The sequence below is a fragment of the Glaciihabitans arcticus genome (genome assembly GCF_004310685.1).
In the GTDB taxonomy this organism is placed as follows: Bacteria; Actinomycetota; Actinomycetes; order Actinomycetales; family Microbacteriaceae; genus Conyzicola; species Conyzicola arctica.
In genome coordinates this window covers 2,618,558-2,631,670 of the sequence record NZ_SISG01000001.1, presented here as the reverse complement: position 1 = coordinate 2,631,670, position 13,113 = coordinate 2,618,558, and the positions used below count along the sequence as shown (strand labels likewise).

19 protein-coding genes are annotated in these 13,113 nt (G+C 69.1%); 5 read left to right on the top strand and 14 right to left on the bottom strand.

Features of this window, described 5'->3' with window-relative positions; all coding sequences use genetic code 11:
- Positions 1–10: 10 nt before the first annotated feature.
- Complete coding sequence (locus EYE40_RS12870) at positions 11–1,246, bottom strand: RNA polymerase sigma factor (protein WP_130982318.1); 1,236 nt, start codon at positions 1,244–1,246, stop codon at positions 11–13.
- A gap of 61 nt (positions 1,247–1,307) precedes the next feature.
- On the bottom strand, positions 1,308–1,724 hold the full coding sequence (locus tag EYE40_RS12865) for a YciI family protein (RefSeq protein ID WP_130982317.1): 417 nt from the start codon (positions 1,722–1,724) through the stop codon (positions 1,308–1,310).
- A 128-nt stretch (positions 1,725–1,852) separates the two neighbouring features.
- Between EYE40_RS12865 and EYE40_RS12860 the strand changes: the two genes are divergently transcribed.
- Together EYE40_RS12860 and EYE40_RS12855 are read left to right on the top strand one after the other, a co-directional pair.
- Positions 1,853–2,863: an MDR family oxidoreductase gene (locus tag EYE40_RS12860; protein WP_130982316.1), complete on the top strand. Its 1,011-nt coding sequence runs from the start codon at positions 1,853–1,855 to the stop codon at positions 2,861–2,863.
- 31 nt (positions 2,864–2,894) lie between these two features.
- Positions 2,895–3,284, top strand: a complete 390-nt coding sequence (locus EYE40_RS12855; RefSeq protein WP_130982922.1) for a DUF1304 domain-containing protein — start codon at positions 2,895–2,897, stop codon at positions 3,282–3,284.
- Here EYE40_RS12855 and EYE40_RS12850 read toward each other — a convergent pair whose 3' ends face one another.
- From EYE40_RS12850 to EYE40_RS12795, 12 genes are all read right to left on the bottom strand, one after another.
- Entirely contained in the window at positions 3,285–4,061 is a 777-nt protein-coding gene (locus EYE40_RS12850; RefSeq protein WP_130982315.1) for a uroporphyrinogen-III synthase, read from the bottom strand.
- A 129-nt stretch (positions 4,062–4,190) separates the two neighbouring features.
- On the bottom strand, positions 4,191–5,504 hold the full coding sequence (hemL, locus tag EYE40_RS12845) for a glutamate-1-semialdehyde 2,1-aminomutase (RefSeq protein WP_130982314.1): 1,314 nt from the start codon (positions 5,502–5,504) through the stop codon (positions 4,191–4,193).
- Complete coding sequence (hemB, locus tag EYE40_RS12840) at positions 5,501–6,466, bottom strand: porphobilinogen synthase (protein WP_130982313.1); 966 nt, start codon at positions 6,464–6,466, stop codon at positions 5,501–5,503. Before hemB ends, hemL begins: the two co-directional genes overlap by 4 nt.
- Entirely contained in the window at positions 6,466–7,392 is a 927-nt protein-coding gene (gene hemC, locus EYE40_RS12835) for a hydroxymethylbilane synthase (RefSeq protein WP_130982312.1), read from the bottom strand. The genes hemB and hemC overlap by 1 nt, the downstream gene beginning before the upstream one ends.
- The gene (locus EYE40_RS12830; RefSeq protein ID WP_130982311.1) at positions 7,389–8,525 is read right to left on the bottom strand and encodes a ferrochelatase; all 1,137 of its coding nucleotides are present in this window, start codon (positions 8,523–8,525) and stop codon (positions 7,389–7,391) included. The genes hemC and EYE40_RS12830 overlap by 4 nt, the downstream gene beginning before the upstream one ends.
- Positions 8,522–9,199, bottom strand: coding sequence for a hydrogen peroxide-dependent heme synthase (gene hemQ / locus EYE40_RS12825; RefSeq protein ID WP_130982310.1), 678 nt, complete (start codon positions 9,197–9,199; stop codon positions 8,522–8,524). Before hemQ ends, EYE40_RS12830 begins: the two co-directional genes overlap by 4 nt.
- Before the next feature lie 110 nt (positions 9,200–9,309).
- Entirely contained in the window at positions 9,310–9,480 is a 171-nt protein-coding gene (locus EYE40_RS12820; protein WP_130982309.1) for a CsbD family protein, read from the bottom strand.
- 27 nt (positions 9,481–9,507) lie between these two features.
- Positions 9,508–10,047, bottom strand: coding sequence for a hypothetical protein (locus EYE40_RS12815; protein ID WP_130982308.1), 540 nt, complete (start codon positions 10,045–10,047; stop codon positions 9,508–9,510).
- Entirely contained in the window at positions 10,044–10,613 is a 570-nt protein-coding gene (locus EYE40_RS12810) for a hypothetical protein (RefSeq protein WP_130982307.1), read from the bottom strand. Before EYE40_RS12810 ends, EYE40_RS12815 begins: the two co-directional genes overlap by 4 nt.
- Positions 10,610–10,942, bottom strand: coding sequence for a hypothetical protein (locus EYE40_RS12805; RefSeq protein WP_130982306.1), 333 nt, complete (start codon positions 10,940–10,942; stop codon positions 10,610–10,612). Before EYE40_RS12805 ends, EYE40_RS12810 begins: the two co-directional genes overlap by 4 nt.
- Positions 10,942–11,130 (bottom strand): DUF2273 domain-containing protein, encoded by a 189-nt coding sequence (locus EYE40_RS12800; protein WP_130982305.1) that lies wholly within the window; start codon positions 11,128–11,130, stop codon positions 10,942–10,944. The genes EYE40_RS12805 and EYE40_RS12800 overlap by 1 nt, the downstream gene beginning before the upstream one ends.
- Entirely contained in the window at positions 11,127–11,567 is a 441-nt protein-coding gene (locus EYE40_RS12795) for an Asp23/Gls24 family envelope stress response protein (RefSeq protein ID WP_130982304.1), read from the bottom strand. The genes EYE40_RS12800 and EYE40_RS12795 overlap by 4 nt, the downstream gene beginning before the upstream one ends.
- A 161-nt stretch (positions 11,568–11,728) precedes the next feature.
- Between EYE40_RS12795 and EYE40_RS12790 the strand changes: the two genes are divergently transcribed.
- Genes EYE40_RS12790 through EYE40_RS12780 form a run of 3 tightly spaced genes read left to right on the top strand, consistent with a single transcriptional unit; the run spans position 11,729 to position 13,112 of the window.
- Positions 11,729–12,274: an RNA polymerase sigma factor gene (locus tag EYE40_RS12790; RefSeq protein ID WP_130982303.1), complete on the top strand. Its 546-nt coding sequence runs from the start codon at positions 11,729–11,731 to the stop codon at positions 12,272–12,274.
- Positions 12,271–12,840 (top strand): Asp23/Gls24 family envelope stress response protein, encoded by a 570-nt coding sequence (locus EYE40_RS12785; RefSeq protein ID WP_130982302.1) that lies wholly within the window; start codon positions 12,271–12,273, stop codon positions 12,838–12,840. The genes EYE40_RS12790 and EYE40_RS12785 overlap by 4 nt, the downstream gene beginning before the upstream one ends.
- The gene (locus EYE40_RS12780; protein ID WP_130982301.1) at positions 12,837–13,112 is read left to right on the top strand and encodes a hypothetical protein; all 276 of its coding nucleotides are present in this window, start codon (positions 12,837–12,839) and stop codon (positions 13,110–13,112) included. Before EYE40_RS12785 ends, EYE40_RS12780 begins: the two co-directional genes overlap by 4 nt.
- The last annotated feature ends 1 nt before the right edge of the window (position 13,113 follow it).

Genomic DNA, 13,113 nt, shown 5'->3' with positions numbered 1-13,113 from the left:
AGGCGCCTACTCAATCAGCGAGGGTATTCGCCGCACGGCCGAGCAGCAGCTCGCGCTCCCGCTCGTTGCGGGTGAGGGACGCCGCGCGCTCGAACTCGAGCCGTGCCTCCGGCCCGCGCCCGAGCTTGGCGAGCAGGTCCCCGCGCACGGCCGGGAGCAGGTGATAGCCGGCCAGCGCACCGACGCCGGCGAGGCGGTCGACAGCGGTGAGTCCGGCATCCGGACCACTCGCCATCGAGACGGCGACCGCGCGGTTCAGCTCCACAATCGGTGACGGGGCGATCGCCGAGAGCGCGTCGTACAACGCCACGATGAGCGCCCAGTCGGTGTCGGCGCTGTGCGGGGCGGTTGCGTGGCAGGCGGCGAGCGCGGCCTGCAGCACATACGGTCCGCGGGCACGCCCGAGCGAATCGGCCCGGGCCAGAGCGGCGACACCGCGGGTGATCTGCAGCCGGTTCCAGCGGCTGCGGTCCTGGTCCTGCAGCAGGATCGCCGAGCCGTCGGGCGCCGTGCGGGCGCCGAGACGCGAGGACTGGAACTCCATCAGCGCGACCAGCCCGTGCACCTCGGGCTCGGCCGGCAGGAGTTCGGCGAGCGTGCGTCCGAGCCGGAGGGCTTCGCGGCACAGCCCGGGTCGCATCCAGCCGTCACCGGATGTCGCGGCATACCCCTCGTTGAAGATCAGGTACAGAACCTCGAGCACCGCCCCCAACCGCTCCTTCAGCTCGGACCGGTCGGGCACCTCGAACGGAACCTTCGCCGCCGAGAGCGTGCGCTTTGCGCGACTGATGCGCTGGCCGATCGTCGGCGAGGGCACGAGGAACGCGCGCGCGATCTCCTCGGTGGTGAGCCCGCCGAGAAGGCGAAGCGTCAGTGCGACCCGGGAGGAGGGCTGCAGCACGGGATGACACGAGACGAAGATGAGTCGCAGCAGGTCGTCGCGGATGACGTCATCCGGATCATCGTCCGTCGTTTCCTCGAGCGAGTGGGCGAGGGTCTGGTACCGCTCGCGCAGCGCGGTCTGCCGCCGCCAGCCGTCGATGGCCCGGCGCTTCGCGACCGCGGTCAGCCAGGCGCCGGCGTTGCGCGGCACCCCCGTCTCGGGCCACTGCTCGAGGGCGGCGATCAACGCATCCTGGGCAAGGTCCTCGGCCAGGCCCACGTCGCCGGTGAGGCGCGCGAGCGTCGCGATCACTCGCGACGACTCGATTCGCCACACTGCCTCGACGGCTGCATTCGTGGTCACGTCGAGTCCTCCTTCGCAGGCTCAGTCGGCGCTGGGGTCGCGCAATCGCTGGCGCGATTGCCTATCGCTCCACCGCGCCCTCGTGCTCCTCGCGCCACTTCACTTCCTGCTGCACGTACTCGTTGTCCTGGTTGAAGTCCTCGACCTCGAACACCCGACGCACCTCGACGGTGCCATCGGTGAGCGGGATGGCCTTCGCCCAGACGAGCGCCTCGTCCTTCGACGCGACGTCGAGAATCCAGAAGCCGGCCACCAGCTCCTTCGATTCGGTGAACGGTCCGTCGGTCACGGAGCGGTCCTCGCCCTCGAAGCTGACCCAGCTGCCGGTCTCGACCGGGTGCAGGCCTTCGCCGGCGAGCAGAACGCCTGCCTCGATGAGCTTCTCGTTGTAGCGGCCCATGTTGTTCAGTTCTTCGTCGGTGGGCGTGCGGGCTTCCTGGTTGGCGGGGTCTGCCTTCAGCATCAGCATGAACTTCATCGTGATCTCCTTGCGTTTCCGGAAGCGACTCTCGCCCCATACTCATACGTCGAACGGCAACCGCGAATTTCGACCGAGCTCGCGAATTCACCTGCGCCAATTCTGCCGGGTCGCCTAGCCTTGACACCATGTTCCGCGCACTGCGAGTGTCCCAGGCCGCCGATTCACCCAAACCGAAGGTGCGCGTCGACCTCGTCGATAATTTCGAGGATGACGCCCTGGGCGGCGAAGACGCCGGCGACGTCCTCGTCGACGTCGAGTACTCCAGCATCAACTTCAAGGACGGGCTCGCACTCACCGGCAGGCCCGGCGTCATCAAGGCGCCGAACCTCATTCCGGGTATCGACCTGGTGGGCACGGTGACGCAGCCCTCCGGCACCTGGGCGGTGGGCGACAGTGTCATCCTCAACGGGTTCGGCATCGGCGAGACGCACCATGGCGGACTCGGCGAGCGAGCGCGAGTGAAGTCGGAGTGGCTCGTGCGCCGGCCCGAGTCCATCAGCCCGGCGCGAGCGGCCGCGATCGGCACGGCCGGGTTCACCGCGATGCTCAGCGTGCTCGCCCTCGAGCGGCACGGTTTGACACCGGATGCAGACAAGCCCGTTCTCGTGACGGGTGCCAGCGGAGGCGTCGGCTCGATCGCGATCGCCCTGCTCGCCGGGCTCGGCCACACCGTGACGGCCTCGACCGGCCGCGCCGCCGAGCACGATTACCTGCGGGGCCTCGGCGCCACAGCCATCATCGAGCGCGCCGAGCTCGGCGAAGAGCCCGGCAAGCCGATGCAGTCCCAGCGGTGGGGTGCCGTGATCGACTCGGTCGGAAGCACGACGCTCGCGAACGCGCTTGCGCAGGTGCACTACGGCGGGGTCGTCGCGGCCTGTGGTCTCGCCCAGGGGCCGGATCTGCGGACCACGGTGATGCCCTTCATCCTGCGCTCGGTCACCCTGGCCGGCATCAACTCGGTGCAGGCGCCCCTCGCCCTGCGTGAAGACGCATGGGCGAGACTCGCCACCGACCTCGACCTCGACCTGCTCGACTCCCTCACCGAGACGGCCTCGCTCGGAGAGGCGACAACCGTCGCCGAGCGCATCATGTCCGGCGGAGTGCGCGGACGGACGGTCATCGACGTAACGCGCTGAAACGGGGTCGTGCCACACTGATGGCATGAACCTGGTTGTCATCGGTCTGATCCTCGTGGGCCTCGCCGCCCTCGTGCACGTCTTCATCTTCTACCTTGAGTCGATCGCCTGGTCGCAGCCGGCCACGTGGAAGCGCTTCGGCCTGAGATCGCAGGCCGACGCCGACGTGGTGAAACCGATGGCGCTCAACCAGGGCTTCTACAACCTGTTCCTCGCTATCGGAATCACGGTCGGCATCATCATCTTCGCGGGTGGCAATGCTGACGTCGGTCGCGCGCTCGCGCTGTTCGGTGCACTGAGCATGGTGGCCGCGGCCCTCGTGCTGGTCATCTCCAACCCGAAGCTCGCGAGAGCCGCCGCGTTGCAGGGGGCGCTGCCACTGATCGGCTCGGTCCTGCTCCTGGTGAGCTTCGCGGGCTAGCTACTCGGTAGCGGCGACGCCGTGCGCGGCATGCTCGACGAGCGCCTCGACGAGCGCCTCCGACGAGCGAGTCTCCGCGATGAGGTGCACGGTGAGTCCGGCGTCACGGGCGTCGAACGCCGTGCGCGGGCCGATGCAGGCGACGATCGTCGAGTCGGGAAGCGGCGCGAGCTGGGCAGCGAGTGATCGGGCAACACTGCCTGAGGTCACGAGCACGGCGTTGATGCGACCGGACGTGACATCCGTTGCGACATGGTCTGCGACCGGCACGGTGACCGTGCGATAGGCGGCAACGTACTCGACCTGGAAGCCGCGCTCGGCGAGGCCCGCGACGATGGTCGGCTCGGCGAGGTCGGAGTGCGGGATCAATACGGAGCCGGTGACGTCGGCCTCGGGCCATTCCTTCACCAGTCCGCGCGCGGAGTTGTCGCGCTCCGGCACGAAGTCGACGTGGTATCCGGCCAGCTGCAGGGCTGCCGCGGTCGTCTCACCGACGGCCGCGATCTTCGTGTCGTTCGGGATGCTCGTGCCCGAGCTCACCAGTACGTCGACGGTCGTCGCGCTCGTGATGACGAGCCAGTCGAAGCTGCCACTCTCGAGGCGGCGCAGGGAGTCTGCGAGGGCCTCGGGATCAGCGGCGCTCGCGAAGTTGATGAGCGGGGCGATGACCGGAATCGCACCGTAGCCGCGAAGGGTCGCTGAGACGGCGTCGCCCCATTTGCCCCCGCGGGGCACCAGGACGCGCCATCCCGAGAGGGGCTTCGCGGTCGAGCTCATGACCCCTATCCTGCCCCGCGACAGCGTGGCGCGCGAATCGGCTGTGTGGTTGCTCCGCGTGAGGGGGACAAAATGAAGTCGCCCAGCAGGATGTCCTCACAAATGCGGACAATCCGGGGGGCATCCTGCTCAGATGTTGGTCGCAGACGCCGCCGCCTTCGCCGCAGCCGGCAGTGCGTCGAGGATACGGCCCAACGGAGCCTCGTCGAGCGCGGCAGAGACGAACCATGCCTCGAAGACCGACGGTGGCAGGCTCACACCCGCGTCGAGCATCGCGTGGAAGAACGGCGGGTAGCGCCAGGCCTGCTGCGCCTTGACGTCGGCATAGCCGTGGGGCACGTCCGGGCTGAAGACGAAGGAGAACAGGTTGCCCGCGCGCTGCACCACGTGCTCGACACCCTCTGCCACGAACGCCGCGGACACGGCGGCGGCGAGCGTATCGGCGGTCGCGTTGAGCTTCGCGTAGACCTCGGGGGTCACGGCGCCGAGGGTGGCGAGACCCGCCGCGACGGCGACGGGGTTGCCGCTCAGTGTGCCGGCCTGGTAGACCGGGCCGAGCGGGGCGAGCAGTTCCATGACCGCGGCCGAGCCGCCGATAGCGGCGAGCGGCAGGCCCCCGCCGACGACCTTGCCGAAGGTGATGAGGTCGGGCAGCCACGGCGTCTGTGTGTCGAGACCCCACCAACCGGCCGAGCCGACGCGGAAGCCGGTGAGCACCTCGTCGGAGATGACGAGCGATCCGTTGTCGTGGGCGATGGCCGTGACGGCTGCGTTGAACCCGGGCAGCGGCGGCACCACCCCCATGTTGGCCGCGGCCGCCTCGAAGATGATGCCGGCGATGTCGTCGCCGCGCTGTGCGAAGACCGTGCGCACCGCATCGAGGTCGTTGTACGGGATGACGAGCGTCTGCGCAGCCGTCTCCGCGGTGACTCCCGCGGAGCCCGGCAGGCCGAGCGTGGCGAGGCCGGAACCCGCCTCGGCGAGCAGCCCATCGGAGTGACCGTGGTAGTGCCCGGCGAACTTCACGAGCAGGCGGCGACCGGTCGCACCGCGGGCGAGACGGATCGCGGTCATCGTCGCCTCGGTACCGGTCGACACGAGGCGAACGCGCTCGATCGGGCTGCGGCCGTCGACGGTCACGCGCTCGCGGATCAGCTCGGCGAGCTGGGTCTCCCCCGGCGTGGAGGCGCCGAAGCCGAGTCCCTTCGCTGCCGCGGCCTGCACCGCTGCGATGACCTGCGGGTGTGCGTGACCGAGAATCGCCGGTCCCCAGGAGTTCACAAGGTCCACGTACTCACGACCCTCGACGTCGCGTACGTAGGCGCCTTTCGCCTCGACGAAGAAGCGCGGGGTGCCGCCGACGGAGCCGAAGGCGCGAACGGGAGAGTTGACGCCGCCCGGGATGGAGAGCCGGGCGCGGTCGAACTGCTCGGCGTTGCTCATCGGAGCTGCCCTGCCAGTTCGGTCGCCCAGTAGGTGAGCACGACGTCCGCACCGGCGCGCTTGATGGCAAGAACCGATTCGTGGATGGCGCGGTCGCGGTCGATCCAGCCGTTCGCCGCCGCCGCCTCGACCATGGCGTACTCACCCGACACCTGGTACGCCCAGACCGGAACCGTGCTCACGGCCGCGGTCTCGGCGAGCACGTCGAGATAGCTGCCCGCGGGCTTGACCATCACCACGTCGGCGCCCTGCTCGATGTCGAGCAGCACCTCGCGAATGCCCTCGCGACCATTGGCGGCGTCGAGCTGGTAGCTGCGGCGGTCGCCCTTCAGTGTCGACTGCACCGCCTCGCGGAAGGGGCCGTAGAACGCGGAAGCGTACTTGGCGGAGTAGGCGAGGATCGCGGTGTCTTCGAAGCCCGAGCTCTCGAGCACCTCGCGCACGGCGGCGACCTGGCCGTCCATCATGCCGCTCAGGCCGAGCAGCTGCGACCCGGACTCGGCCTGGGCGAGAGCCATGTCGCGGTAGCGTTCGAGGGTCGCGTCGTTGTCGACGACCCCGTGGGCGTCGAGCACTCCGCAGTGGCCGTGGTCGGTGAACTCATCCAGACACAGGTCGGTCTGAACGACGAGAGCATCGCCCGCCTCTTCGACCGCGATGCGGGTGGCGACGTTGAGGATGCCGTCGGGGTCGGTCGCGCCGGACCCGATCGCGTCCTTCTCGAGCGGGACACCGAAGAGCATGATGCCGCCGATGCCGGCTTCGGCCGCCTCCGCGATCGCGCGAGTGAAGCTATCGACGGAGTGCTGCACCACGCCCGGCATCGAGGAGATGGGGCGCGGCTCGGTCGCGCCCTCGGCCACGAACATCGGCAGCACGAGGTCGGCGGGGTGCAGGCGCGTCTCGGCGACGAGGCGACGCATTGCCGGGGTGGTGCGCAGGCGGCGCGGGCGGTGGTCCATCAGGCGCCCAACGGCGCGATGTCGGCCGCACCGAGCGCGATCAGCTCCGCGGAGACCCGGCCCGCGACATCCGCTGCGGGGTTCGGCGAGTCCGAGAGATACAGGGCGTGGGATGACGTGATCTTTGCCGTTCCGTCCGGCGCATACACCCGCGCATCGAGGAAGAGCAGGCCGTCCTCCATGAACGCGTGGGCGGCGATGGGCGCAGCGCACCCGGCCTCCAGTTGGGCGAGCACCGCGCGCTCTGCCTCCACGAGGATGCGGCTCGGCTTGTGGTCGAGCGCGGAGACCAGCTTCTCCTCGCCCGAGCGCACCTCGAGTGCGAGGGCACCCTGGCCGGGGGCGGTCGGCCAGCCGTTCAGGGAGAGATACTCGGTGACGGCTTCTGCGCGACCGAGTCGTTCGAGTCCGGCGGCGGCAAGCACAACGGCATCCAAATCTCCGCCCACGATGCGACCGAGGCGGGTGTCCACGTTGCCGCGGATGTCCACGATCTCGAGGTGACTGCGGCGGGACAGCAGCTGCGCCGCGCGGCGCGGGGAACCCGTTCCGACCCGGGCGTTCTCGGGGAGCGTGTCAAGGGTGAGACCGTCGCGCGCGCAGAGCGCATCCCGGGCATCGGCACGCTTGGGAATGGCGCCGATCGACAGGCCGGGCGTCGGCGCGGTCGGAAGGTCCTTGAGGGAGTGCACAACGACGTCGCACTCGTTCGCGAGCAGGGCATCCCGCAGCGCACTCGCGAAGACACCGGTGCCACCGAGGGTCGCAAGTGACTCGGTCGAGCGGTCGCCGTGTGTGGTGATGGTGATGATCTCGACCTCGGCACCGCGTGCGGTGAGCTGGTCGGCGATCTTCTGGGTCTGGGCGAGCGCGAGGGCGGATCCGCGCGTGCCGATGCGCACTACTGTGCCTGTCGAGGGGCTCACGGCAGCACCCCGGCGAGCGCCGGCTTGAAGCCGAGGCGCACGTTCTCGCAGCACCCCGGACGGCACACGTCGAACCAGGGGCCGAGCTCGGTGAGCGCCGGGCGCTCCTCGGTCGGGGTGCCGTTGATGCGTTCCATCACGAGGTCGATGAGGCCGGTCACGTACTTGGCGTGAACGCCGGGTGTGGGCACACGCACCGCGAAGGTTCCAAGCTCCTCGGAGGTCTCGAGGGCCTCGGTGTCGAGGTCCCACTTCACCTCCATGTGGTCGGAGACGAAGCCGAGCGGCACGATGACGAACGCCTCGGTTCCGGATGCCGCCAGTTCGCGCATCGCGTCGTTGATGTCAGGCTCGAGCCACGGCATGCTGGGCGGGCCGGAGCGGCTCTGGTAGACGAGGGAGTGCGGCACGTCGGCGGCCTCTGAAGCCAGCATCACGACCTCCGCGACCGCGAGGTGCTGGGCCTGGTACGCGTTGCCCTGCGGTCCGCTCTTCTCCGCGTCAGCGGTGGGGATCGAGTGGGTGGCGAAGAGCACGTGGGTCTTCTCGGGGGCGATGCCACGAGCCGCGACATCCCGAAGCCCCTGGGTGACGCCCTCGATGAAGGGCTCGACGAACCCGGGGTGGTCGAAGAACTGACGCACCTTGTCGATCGAGATCTGGCCCTCGAGGCCGGTCTCGGCGAGTGCGATCGCGTAGTCCTCGCGGTACTGGCGGCAGCTCGAGTACGACGAGTAGGCCGAGGTGCCGATCGCGATGAGCTTCGTGAAGCCCCGCTCGTTCGCCTCGGTCAGCGCGTCGCGCAGGTAGGGGTCCCAGTTGCGGTTGCCCCACAGCAAGGGCAGGTCGATGCCGCGGCGGGCGAGCTCGGCCTCGAGTGCCGCCTTGAGTTCGCGGTTCTGGTCGTTGATGGGCGAGATGCCGCCGAAGGCGCGGTAGTGGTGGGCGACCTCCTCGAGGCGCTCCTCGGGGATACCCCGGCCGCGGGTGACATTGCGCAGGAACGGGATGACGTCATCCTGCCCCTCCGGTCCCCCAAAGCTCGCGAGCAGGATCGCGTCGTAGGCGACCGGCTCGGTGACATGTTCGGCACCCGACGCGGCCTCGGCCGATGCAGCTCCGACAACGGTCATGACAGTACCTCGGCGATCTCGTCGACGGTGATGCGTCGACCGGTATAGAAGGGGACCTCTTCGCGTACGTGCAGGCGGGCGTCCGTCTGGCGAAGGTGGCGCATGAGGTCGACCAGGTCGACCAGTTCGGGAGCCTCGAGGGCGAGGATCCACTCGTAGTCGCCGAGCGCAAAGCTCGCGACCGTGTTGGCGAGCACCTGGCGGTACTCGCTGCCCTTGCGACCGTGGTCGCCGAGCATGGCGCGGCGCTCCTCGTCGGGCAGCAGGTACCACTCGTAGCTGCGCACGAAGGGGTAGACGGTGAGCCACTGCTCGGGCTCCTTGCCGCGCATGAATGCGGGCAGGTGGTTGCTCGTGAATTCGGCATCGCGGTGCACGCCCATCGCGTTCCACTGCTGCACGAGGCCACGCAGCAGCTCGTTGCGACGCAGCTCGCGGAGAGCCCACTGCAGCTTCTGCGGATCCGGTCCGTGCAGCCAGATCATGAGGTCGGCGTCGGCGCGAATCGACGACACGTCGTAGAAGCCGCGGATGGTCACGCCGGCCGCCTCGACGGAGTCGATGGCGAGGCTGAGTCGGCCGATCGCCTGGCCGTGTCCCTCGGTGCGGCGCAGCACCGACCAGAGGGTGTAACCGAGTTCGGGGGTTTCGTCGCCGGTAGGGCTGGAAGTCATGCCTCTATCCTCCCCCCGTTACGAGCCGGACGCTAATCAGTCGAGCGCTGGCTGTGAGACGCCCAGCGGCCACGTCGTTCGGGCGACGTGGCCGCTTTGCGGGGTTCTCGTTACTTGAAGGCGTCCTTGACGTTCTCGCCGGCCTTCTTCACGTTGGCCTTGGCCTGGTCGGCCTTGCCCTCGGCGACGAGCTTGTCGTTGTCGGTCGCGTTACCGACCGCTTCCTTGCCCTTGCCGATGAGTTCTTCGGCGGCATTCTTGATCTTGTCTCCAGCGCTCATGGCGAGCTCCTTCTCTGTTCGGCGTGCTCAGTGCACGCGTTGTTCGCGCGCGAGGTTCGCGCGCACACCCGATGCCACATGGAGTAGCACGGGAATCTCTGTCGCGAGTAGGACGTCGAGCGCTGCGACGGCACGTCCGACGCTGTCGACGACGAGCCGCAGGTCTGCCGATCGGCGGGTAGTGACAACGAGCTCGAGCACGGTCTCACCGCGCACGCGGAAGGCGCGAGCCGAGACATCCACGATGTCGGGAACACGCTCGAGGTCGGCGGCCACGAGGTCTGCGGCGACGCGGGCCTCAATCGACCCGGCGCCTTCGTCGTCCGGTGCGGTGGCAAGGGTGCGTGTCGCACCTCCGCCGCGCGTGACGATCCAGCAGATCGACAGCACGATGACGAGCAGGCCGATGGATGCAACGACCCACAGCCCCGTCGCGTCGAGTTCGCCGAGCTCGGGTATCGCGATCACCGGATACGCGCGATTGGCGATGAAGGCCGCCGCCGCAAGGAATACCAGGCCGACGAGCGCCAGCAGCAGGCGGTTGAGTCCACGGTTGCTGCGCGTCATGAGCCGACCACCCCTCTGTTGGACACGGCGACCTCGACGGCGAGCGCGGGGCGCGGGCTGAGCGAGACGACCACGGCGTCGGCGGCACGCTCGAGGGCGGGCCGGTCGAGCAGCGAGCCGCTGGTCGGCGTGATCGTCACGCGACCCGAGCGTTTACCGACGACCGCCGTCACGCGGCTCGCGGGCAGGCGCGACTCGCGCACCGTCGCCTTGACGAACGCACCGGCGAGCACGGAGTCGTCGACGAGCACGGCCATTCGCTCATCGGGGATCTCGTGGCGCGACCGGCGACCGGGGGCGATGGCCAGCACGACCAGGACCAGGCCGAGCACGGCGAGGGCAACGGCCGCGCCGATGGCGAGAGCTCCGGGCGACTCGATCGCGGAGACGAGGTCGTTGATCGAGACCAGAAGCGCAGGTGCACCCAGCGCGGCCAGCACCGCCTCGGTCGCGACATACGCGGCGCCCAGGGCGACCAGCATGAGAGCGACGATGACGGCGGCGGACCGCGAACGGTGCGTCGACCGGCGGATGAGGCGGCGGTAGAGCTTCGAGCTGTCGGTCATCGAACTCTCCTCTCTTCGAGCATGCGGGCACGGGTTATGGTGAGCGCCACCGTGCCGACGGTGGCGCCGGCGATGCGGGTGACGTCATCCCGAATCTGGGAACGGGCGTCGACGATGCGCTCGGGCAGCGCGCGACCCGGGTTTGTCGAACGCAGCGGCGGGATGCCGATCGGCGCCGCAACCGCCACGGCCAGCAGGCCGGAGTCGTCGGTGAGCCGTACGTTCACCTCGCTCGCGGCCACGCCGAGGCGAGACGCGGCGATCGCCGTGACGGTGCGCTCGAGCGCACGGGCGCTGATCGAGACGCGGCCGTCGAAGTGCTCTGTCATCAGGCGCTCCGGCGTCCCCGAGCGGCGTCGACGACGGCGCGCACGTCGAGGCGTCCGCTGACGATCGCGCCGACGACCGCACCGATGGTGCCGAACACCATAACGAGCAGGAAGCCCCAGAATCCGAAGACGAGGGCGGTGATTGCGAGCACAACGCCCGCGGCCGCACCGATCAGTGTCGGGTTCATACGACGCGCGTCTCGGTGGGCTCGGTGTCGTCGTCACCGGGGATGTGCACGTCGGTGACCGTGACATTGATCTCGGCGACCTGCATGCCGACGAGGTCGGTGATTGCCGCGGCGACGGCCGCGCGCACCTGGTCGGCGACCTGCTGGAGAGGAAGCGGGTACTCGACGACGATCGTGACGTCGGCCGCGACCTGGGTCTCGCCGACCTCGACCTTGACGCCCTGGCTGAGGTCGGTCGAGCCGATAGCGTCACGGATGGCTCCGACGACGCGGGCCGCTCCGCCACCGAGAGCGAACACTCCGGGCACCTCGCGTGCCGCGATGCCGGCGATCTTGGCGATTACGGGATCGACGATCACCGTGGTTCCGCTGGCGACTGTCACGTTGCCGAGGTCGGTCACGGTGACGGGTGTGGTTGAAGCCTTCTGGACTGCCATGAGGTGCCTGTTCTTTCTGTGAGGTGTGGCGTTCTGTGTGCTGCGGCGGGGAACCCTGCCGTATCGTGGCCCGTGGTGGACTACACAACTCAGACGAGTGCCGGGCGGCAAATGTCACGGTCGTGCGCCGAATTAACACCTGAGAGTTATCTGGGTGCGAGATGACGGATCTCTCCCTCGCCTCCGACGCCCTGCTCGCCGAGCGCTCCGCGGATGGCGACACCGTGGCCTTCGGCATCCTGGTGCGTCGGCACGGTCCATACCTGCGCGCGTTCGCGACCCGGCTGGTCGGCTCGAACGTCGACGCGGACGACGCCGTGCAGGATGCGCTCATCGTTGCCTGGGACCAGCTCGACGGCCTGGCCGACCCGTCCAAAGTGCGCTCCTGGTTGACAAGCATCGTCTCGCGCAAGGCCATCGACCGGGTTCGTGCCCGCAAGCCCTCCAGCGAATTGGACGAGGCCCGGCTCGAACTCGCCGAACGCGGTCCTGAGCACCGGGCGATCGCGTCCTCCCAGCTCGACGCCCTGTCGAGCGTGCTCGCGGCGATGCCGGAAAGCCAGCGGCAATGCTGGATCCTCAAGGAGGTGGGTGGCTACTCCTACGAGGAGATCGCCGAACGCCTCGACACTACGGTGGCACAGGTGCGCGGACGACTCGCTCGCGCTCGTGCCACGGTGATGACGGAAATGGAGGTGTGGCGATGACCGACGACGGAATCGGCGGCTCCGGGTACACACTCGAGCAGCTCAGCGAGTACCTCGACAGTGGCCGCACCCCGGCCATCGAGGCGATCGACGACAATGCGGAGTGCCAGGCGGTGCTCACCTCCCTCGAACGCTACGGCTCCCTCTCCCGCGAACTCGTCTCGCGCGACGCCGCCGAGGCACCCGCCCTCGACGAGTCCTGGTTCAGCGGCCTCTTCGCGTCGATCACGCGCGAGGTGAAGGCGGGTCGGGACATCCCGCTCGCCTCGACCGATCCGCTCACCCGGCTGACGATCACCGAGGGTGCGATCCGTGGGCTGGTGCGCTCGGCCGGTGACTCCGTCGACGGAGTGCTCGTCGGCCGCTGCTCGCTCGAGGGCGAGACCGACGTCACGGTCGCGGTCTCGATCAGCGTGCTGCTCGGCACCCCCGTGCGCGCTGCCGCCGAGTCCGTGCGGCAGGCCGTCTACACCGCGCTGCTCAAGCACACCGAGTTGTCGATCGCCGCGGTCGACGTGACGGTGGAAGACGTGCACGTCATCGCGACCGAAGGAGGAGAGTCATGAGCGACCTCGATGCGCTGCTGCTTGCTCTGCCGGGAGTCGTCTCCCTCTACGCCACCGAGCCTGCCGTCGCGCGATCCGCGAGGGAGCTGGTGAGCGGTACCCGTGCCCTGGTCGAGGTGAGCCCCGAGCGCATCGTCGCGAACGTCGCGGTCGATGCCTCCGCCCAGGCACCGGTCACCGCCGCCGCGATCGCCGACGCGATCCGCGCGACCCTGCCCTACGGCGCGACCACCGAGATCGTGGTGCGCATCAGCCGGGTGAGCCTCGACTAGA

Excerpts from the sequence above, each read along its gene's own strand:
- EYE40_RS12865 (WP_130982317.1), bottom strand. The coding sequence starts at position 1,724 with ATGAAGTTCATGCTGATGCTGAAGGCAGACCCCGCCAACCAGGAAGCC.
- EYE40_RS12805 (WP_130982306.1), bottom strand. The coding sequence starts at position 10,942 with ATGACAGAGCACTTCGACGGCCGCGTCTCGATCAGCGCCCGTGCGCTC.
- hemB (WP_130982313.1), bottom strand. The coding sequence starts at position 6,466 with ATGGACCACCGCCCGCGCCGCCTGCGCACCACCCCGGCAATGCGTCGC.
- EYE40_RS12850 (WP_130982315.1), bottom strand. The coding sequence starts at position 4,061 with ATGAGCTCGACCGCGAAGCCCCTCTCGGGATGGCGCGTCCTGGTGCCC.
- EYE40_RS12790 (WP_130982303.1), top strand. The coding sequence starts at position 11,729 with ATGACGGATCTCTCCCTCGCCTCCGACGCCCTGCTCGCCGAGCGCTCC.
- EYE40_RS12820 (WP_130982309.1), bottom strand. The coding sequence starts at position 9,480 with ATGAGCGCTGGAGACAAGATCAAGAATGCCGCCGAAGAACTCATCGGC.
- EYE40_RS12795 (WP_130982304.1), bottom strand. The coding sequence starts at position 11,567 with ATGGCAGTCCAGAAGGCTTCAACCACACCCGTCACCGTGACCGACCTC.
- EYE40_RS12815 (WP_130982308.1), bottom strand. The coding sequence starts at position 10,047 with ATGACGCGCAGCAACCGTGGACTCAACCGCCTGCTGCTGGCGCTCGTC.
- EYE40_RS12830 (WP_130982311.1), bottom strand. The coding sequence starts at position 8,525 with ATGACCGTTGTCGGAGCTGCATCGGCCGAGGCCGCGTCGGGTGCCGAA.
- hemL (WP_130982314.1), bottom strand. The coding sequence starts at position 5,504 with ATGAGCAACGCCGAGCAGTTCGACCGCGCCCGGCTCTCCATCCCGGGC.
- EYE40_RS12860 (WP_130982316.1), top strand. The coding sequence starts at position 1,853 with ATGTTCCGCGCACTGCGAGTGTCCCAGGCCGCCGATTCACCCAAACCG.
- EYE40_RS12810 (WP_130982307.1), bottom strand. The coding sequence starts at position 10,613 with ATGACCGACAGCTCGAAGCTCTACCGCCGCCTCATCCGCCGGTCGACG.
- EYE40_RS12780 (WP_130982301.1), top strand. The coding sequence starts at position 12,837 with ATGAGCGACCTCGATGCGCTGCTGCTTGCTCTGCCGGGAGTCGTCTCC.
- hemQ (WP_130982310.1), bottom strand. The coding sequence starts at position 9,199 with ATGACTTCCAGCCCTACCGGCGACGAAACCCCCGAACTCGGTTACACC.
- EYE40_RS12785 (WP_130982302.1), top strand. The coding sequence starts at position 12,271 with ATGACCGACGACGGAATCGGCGGCTCCGGGTACACACTCGAGCAGCTC.
- EYE40_RS12800 (WP_130982305.1), bottom strand. The coding sequence starts at position 11,130 with ATGAACCCGACACTGATCGGTGCGGCCGCGGGCGTTGTGCTCGCAATC.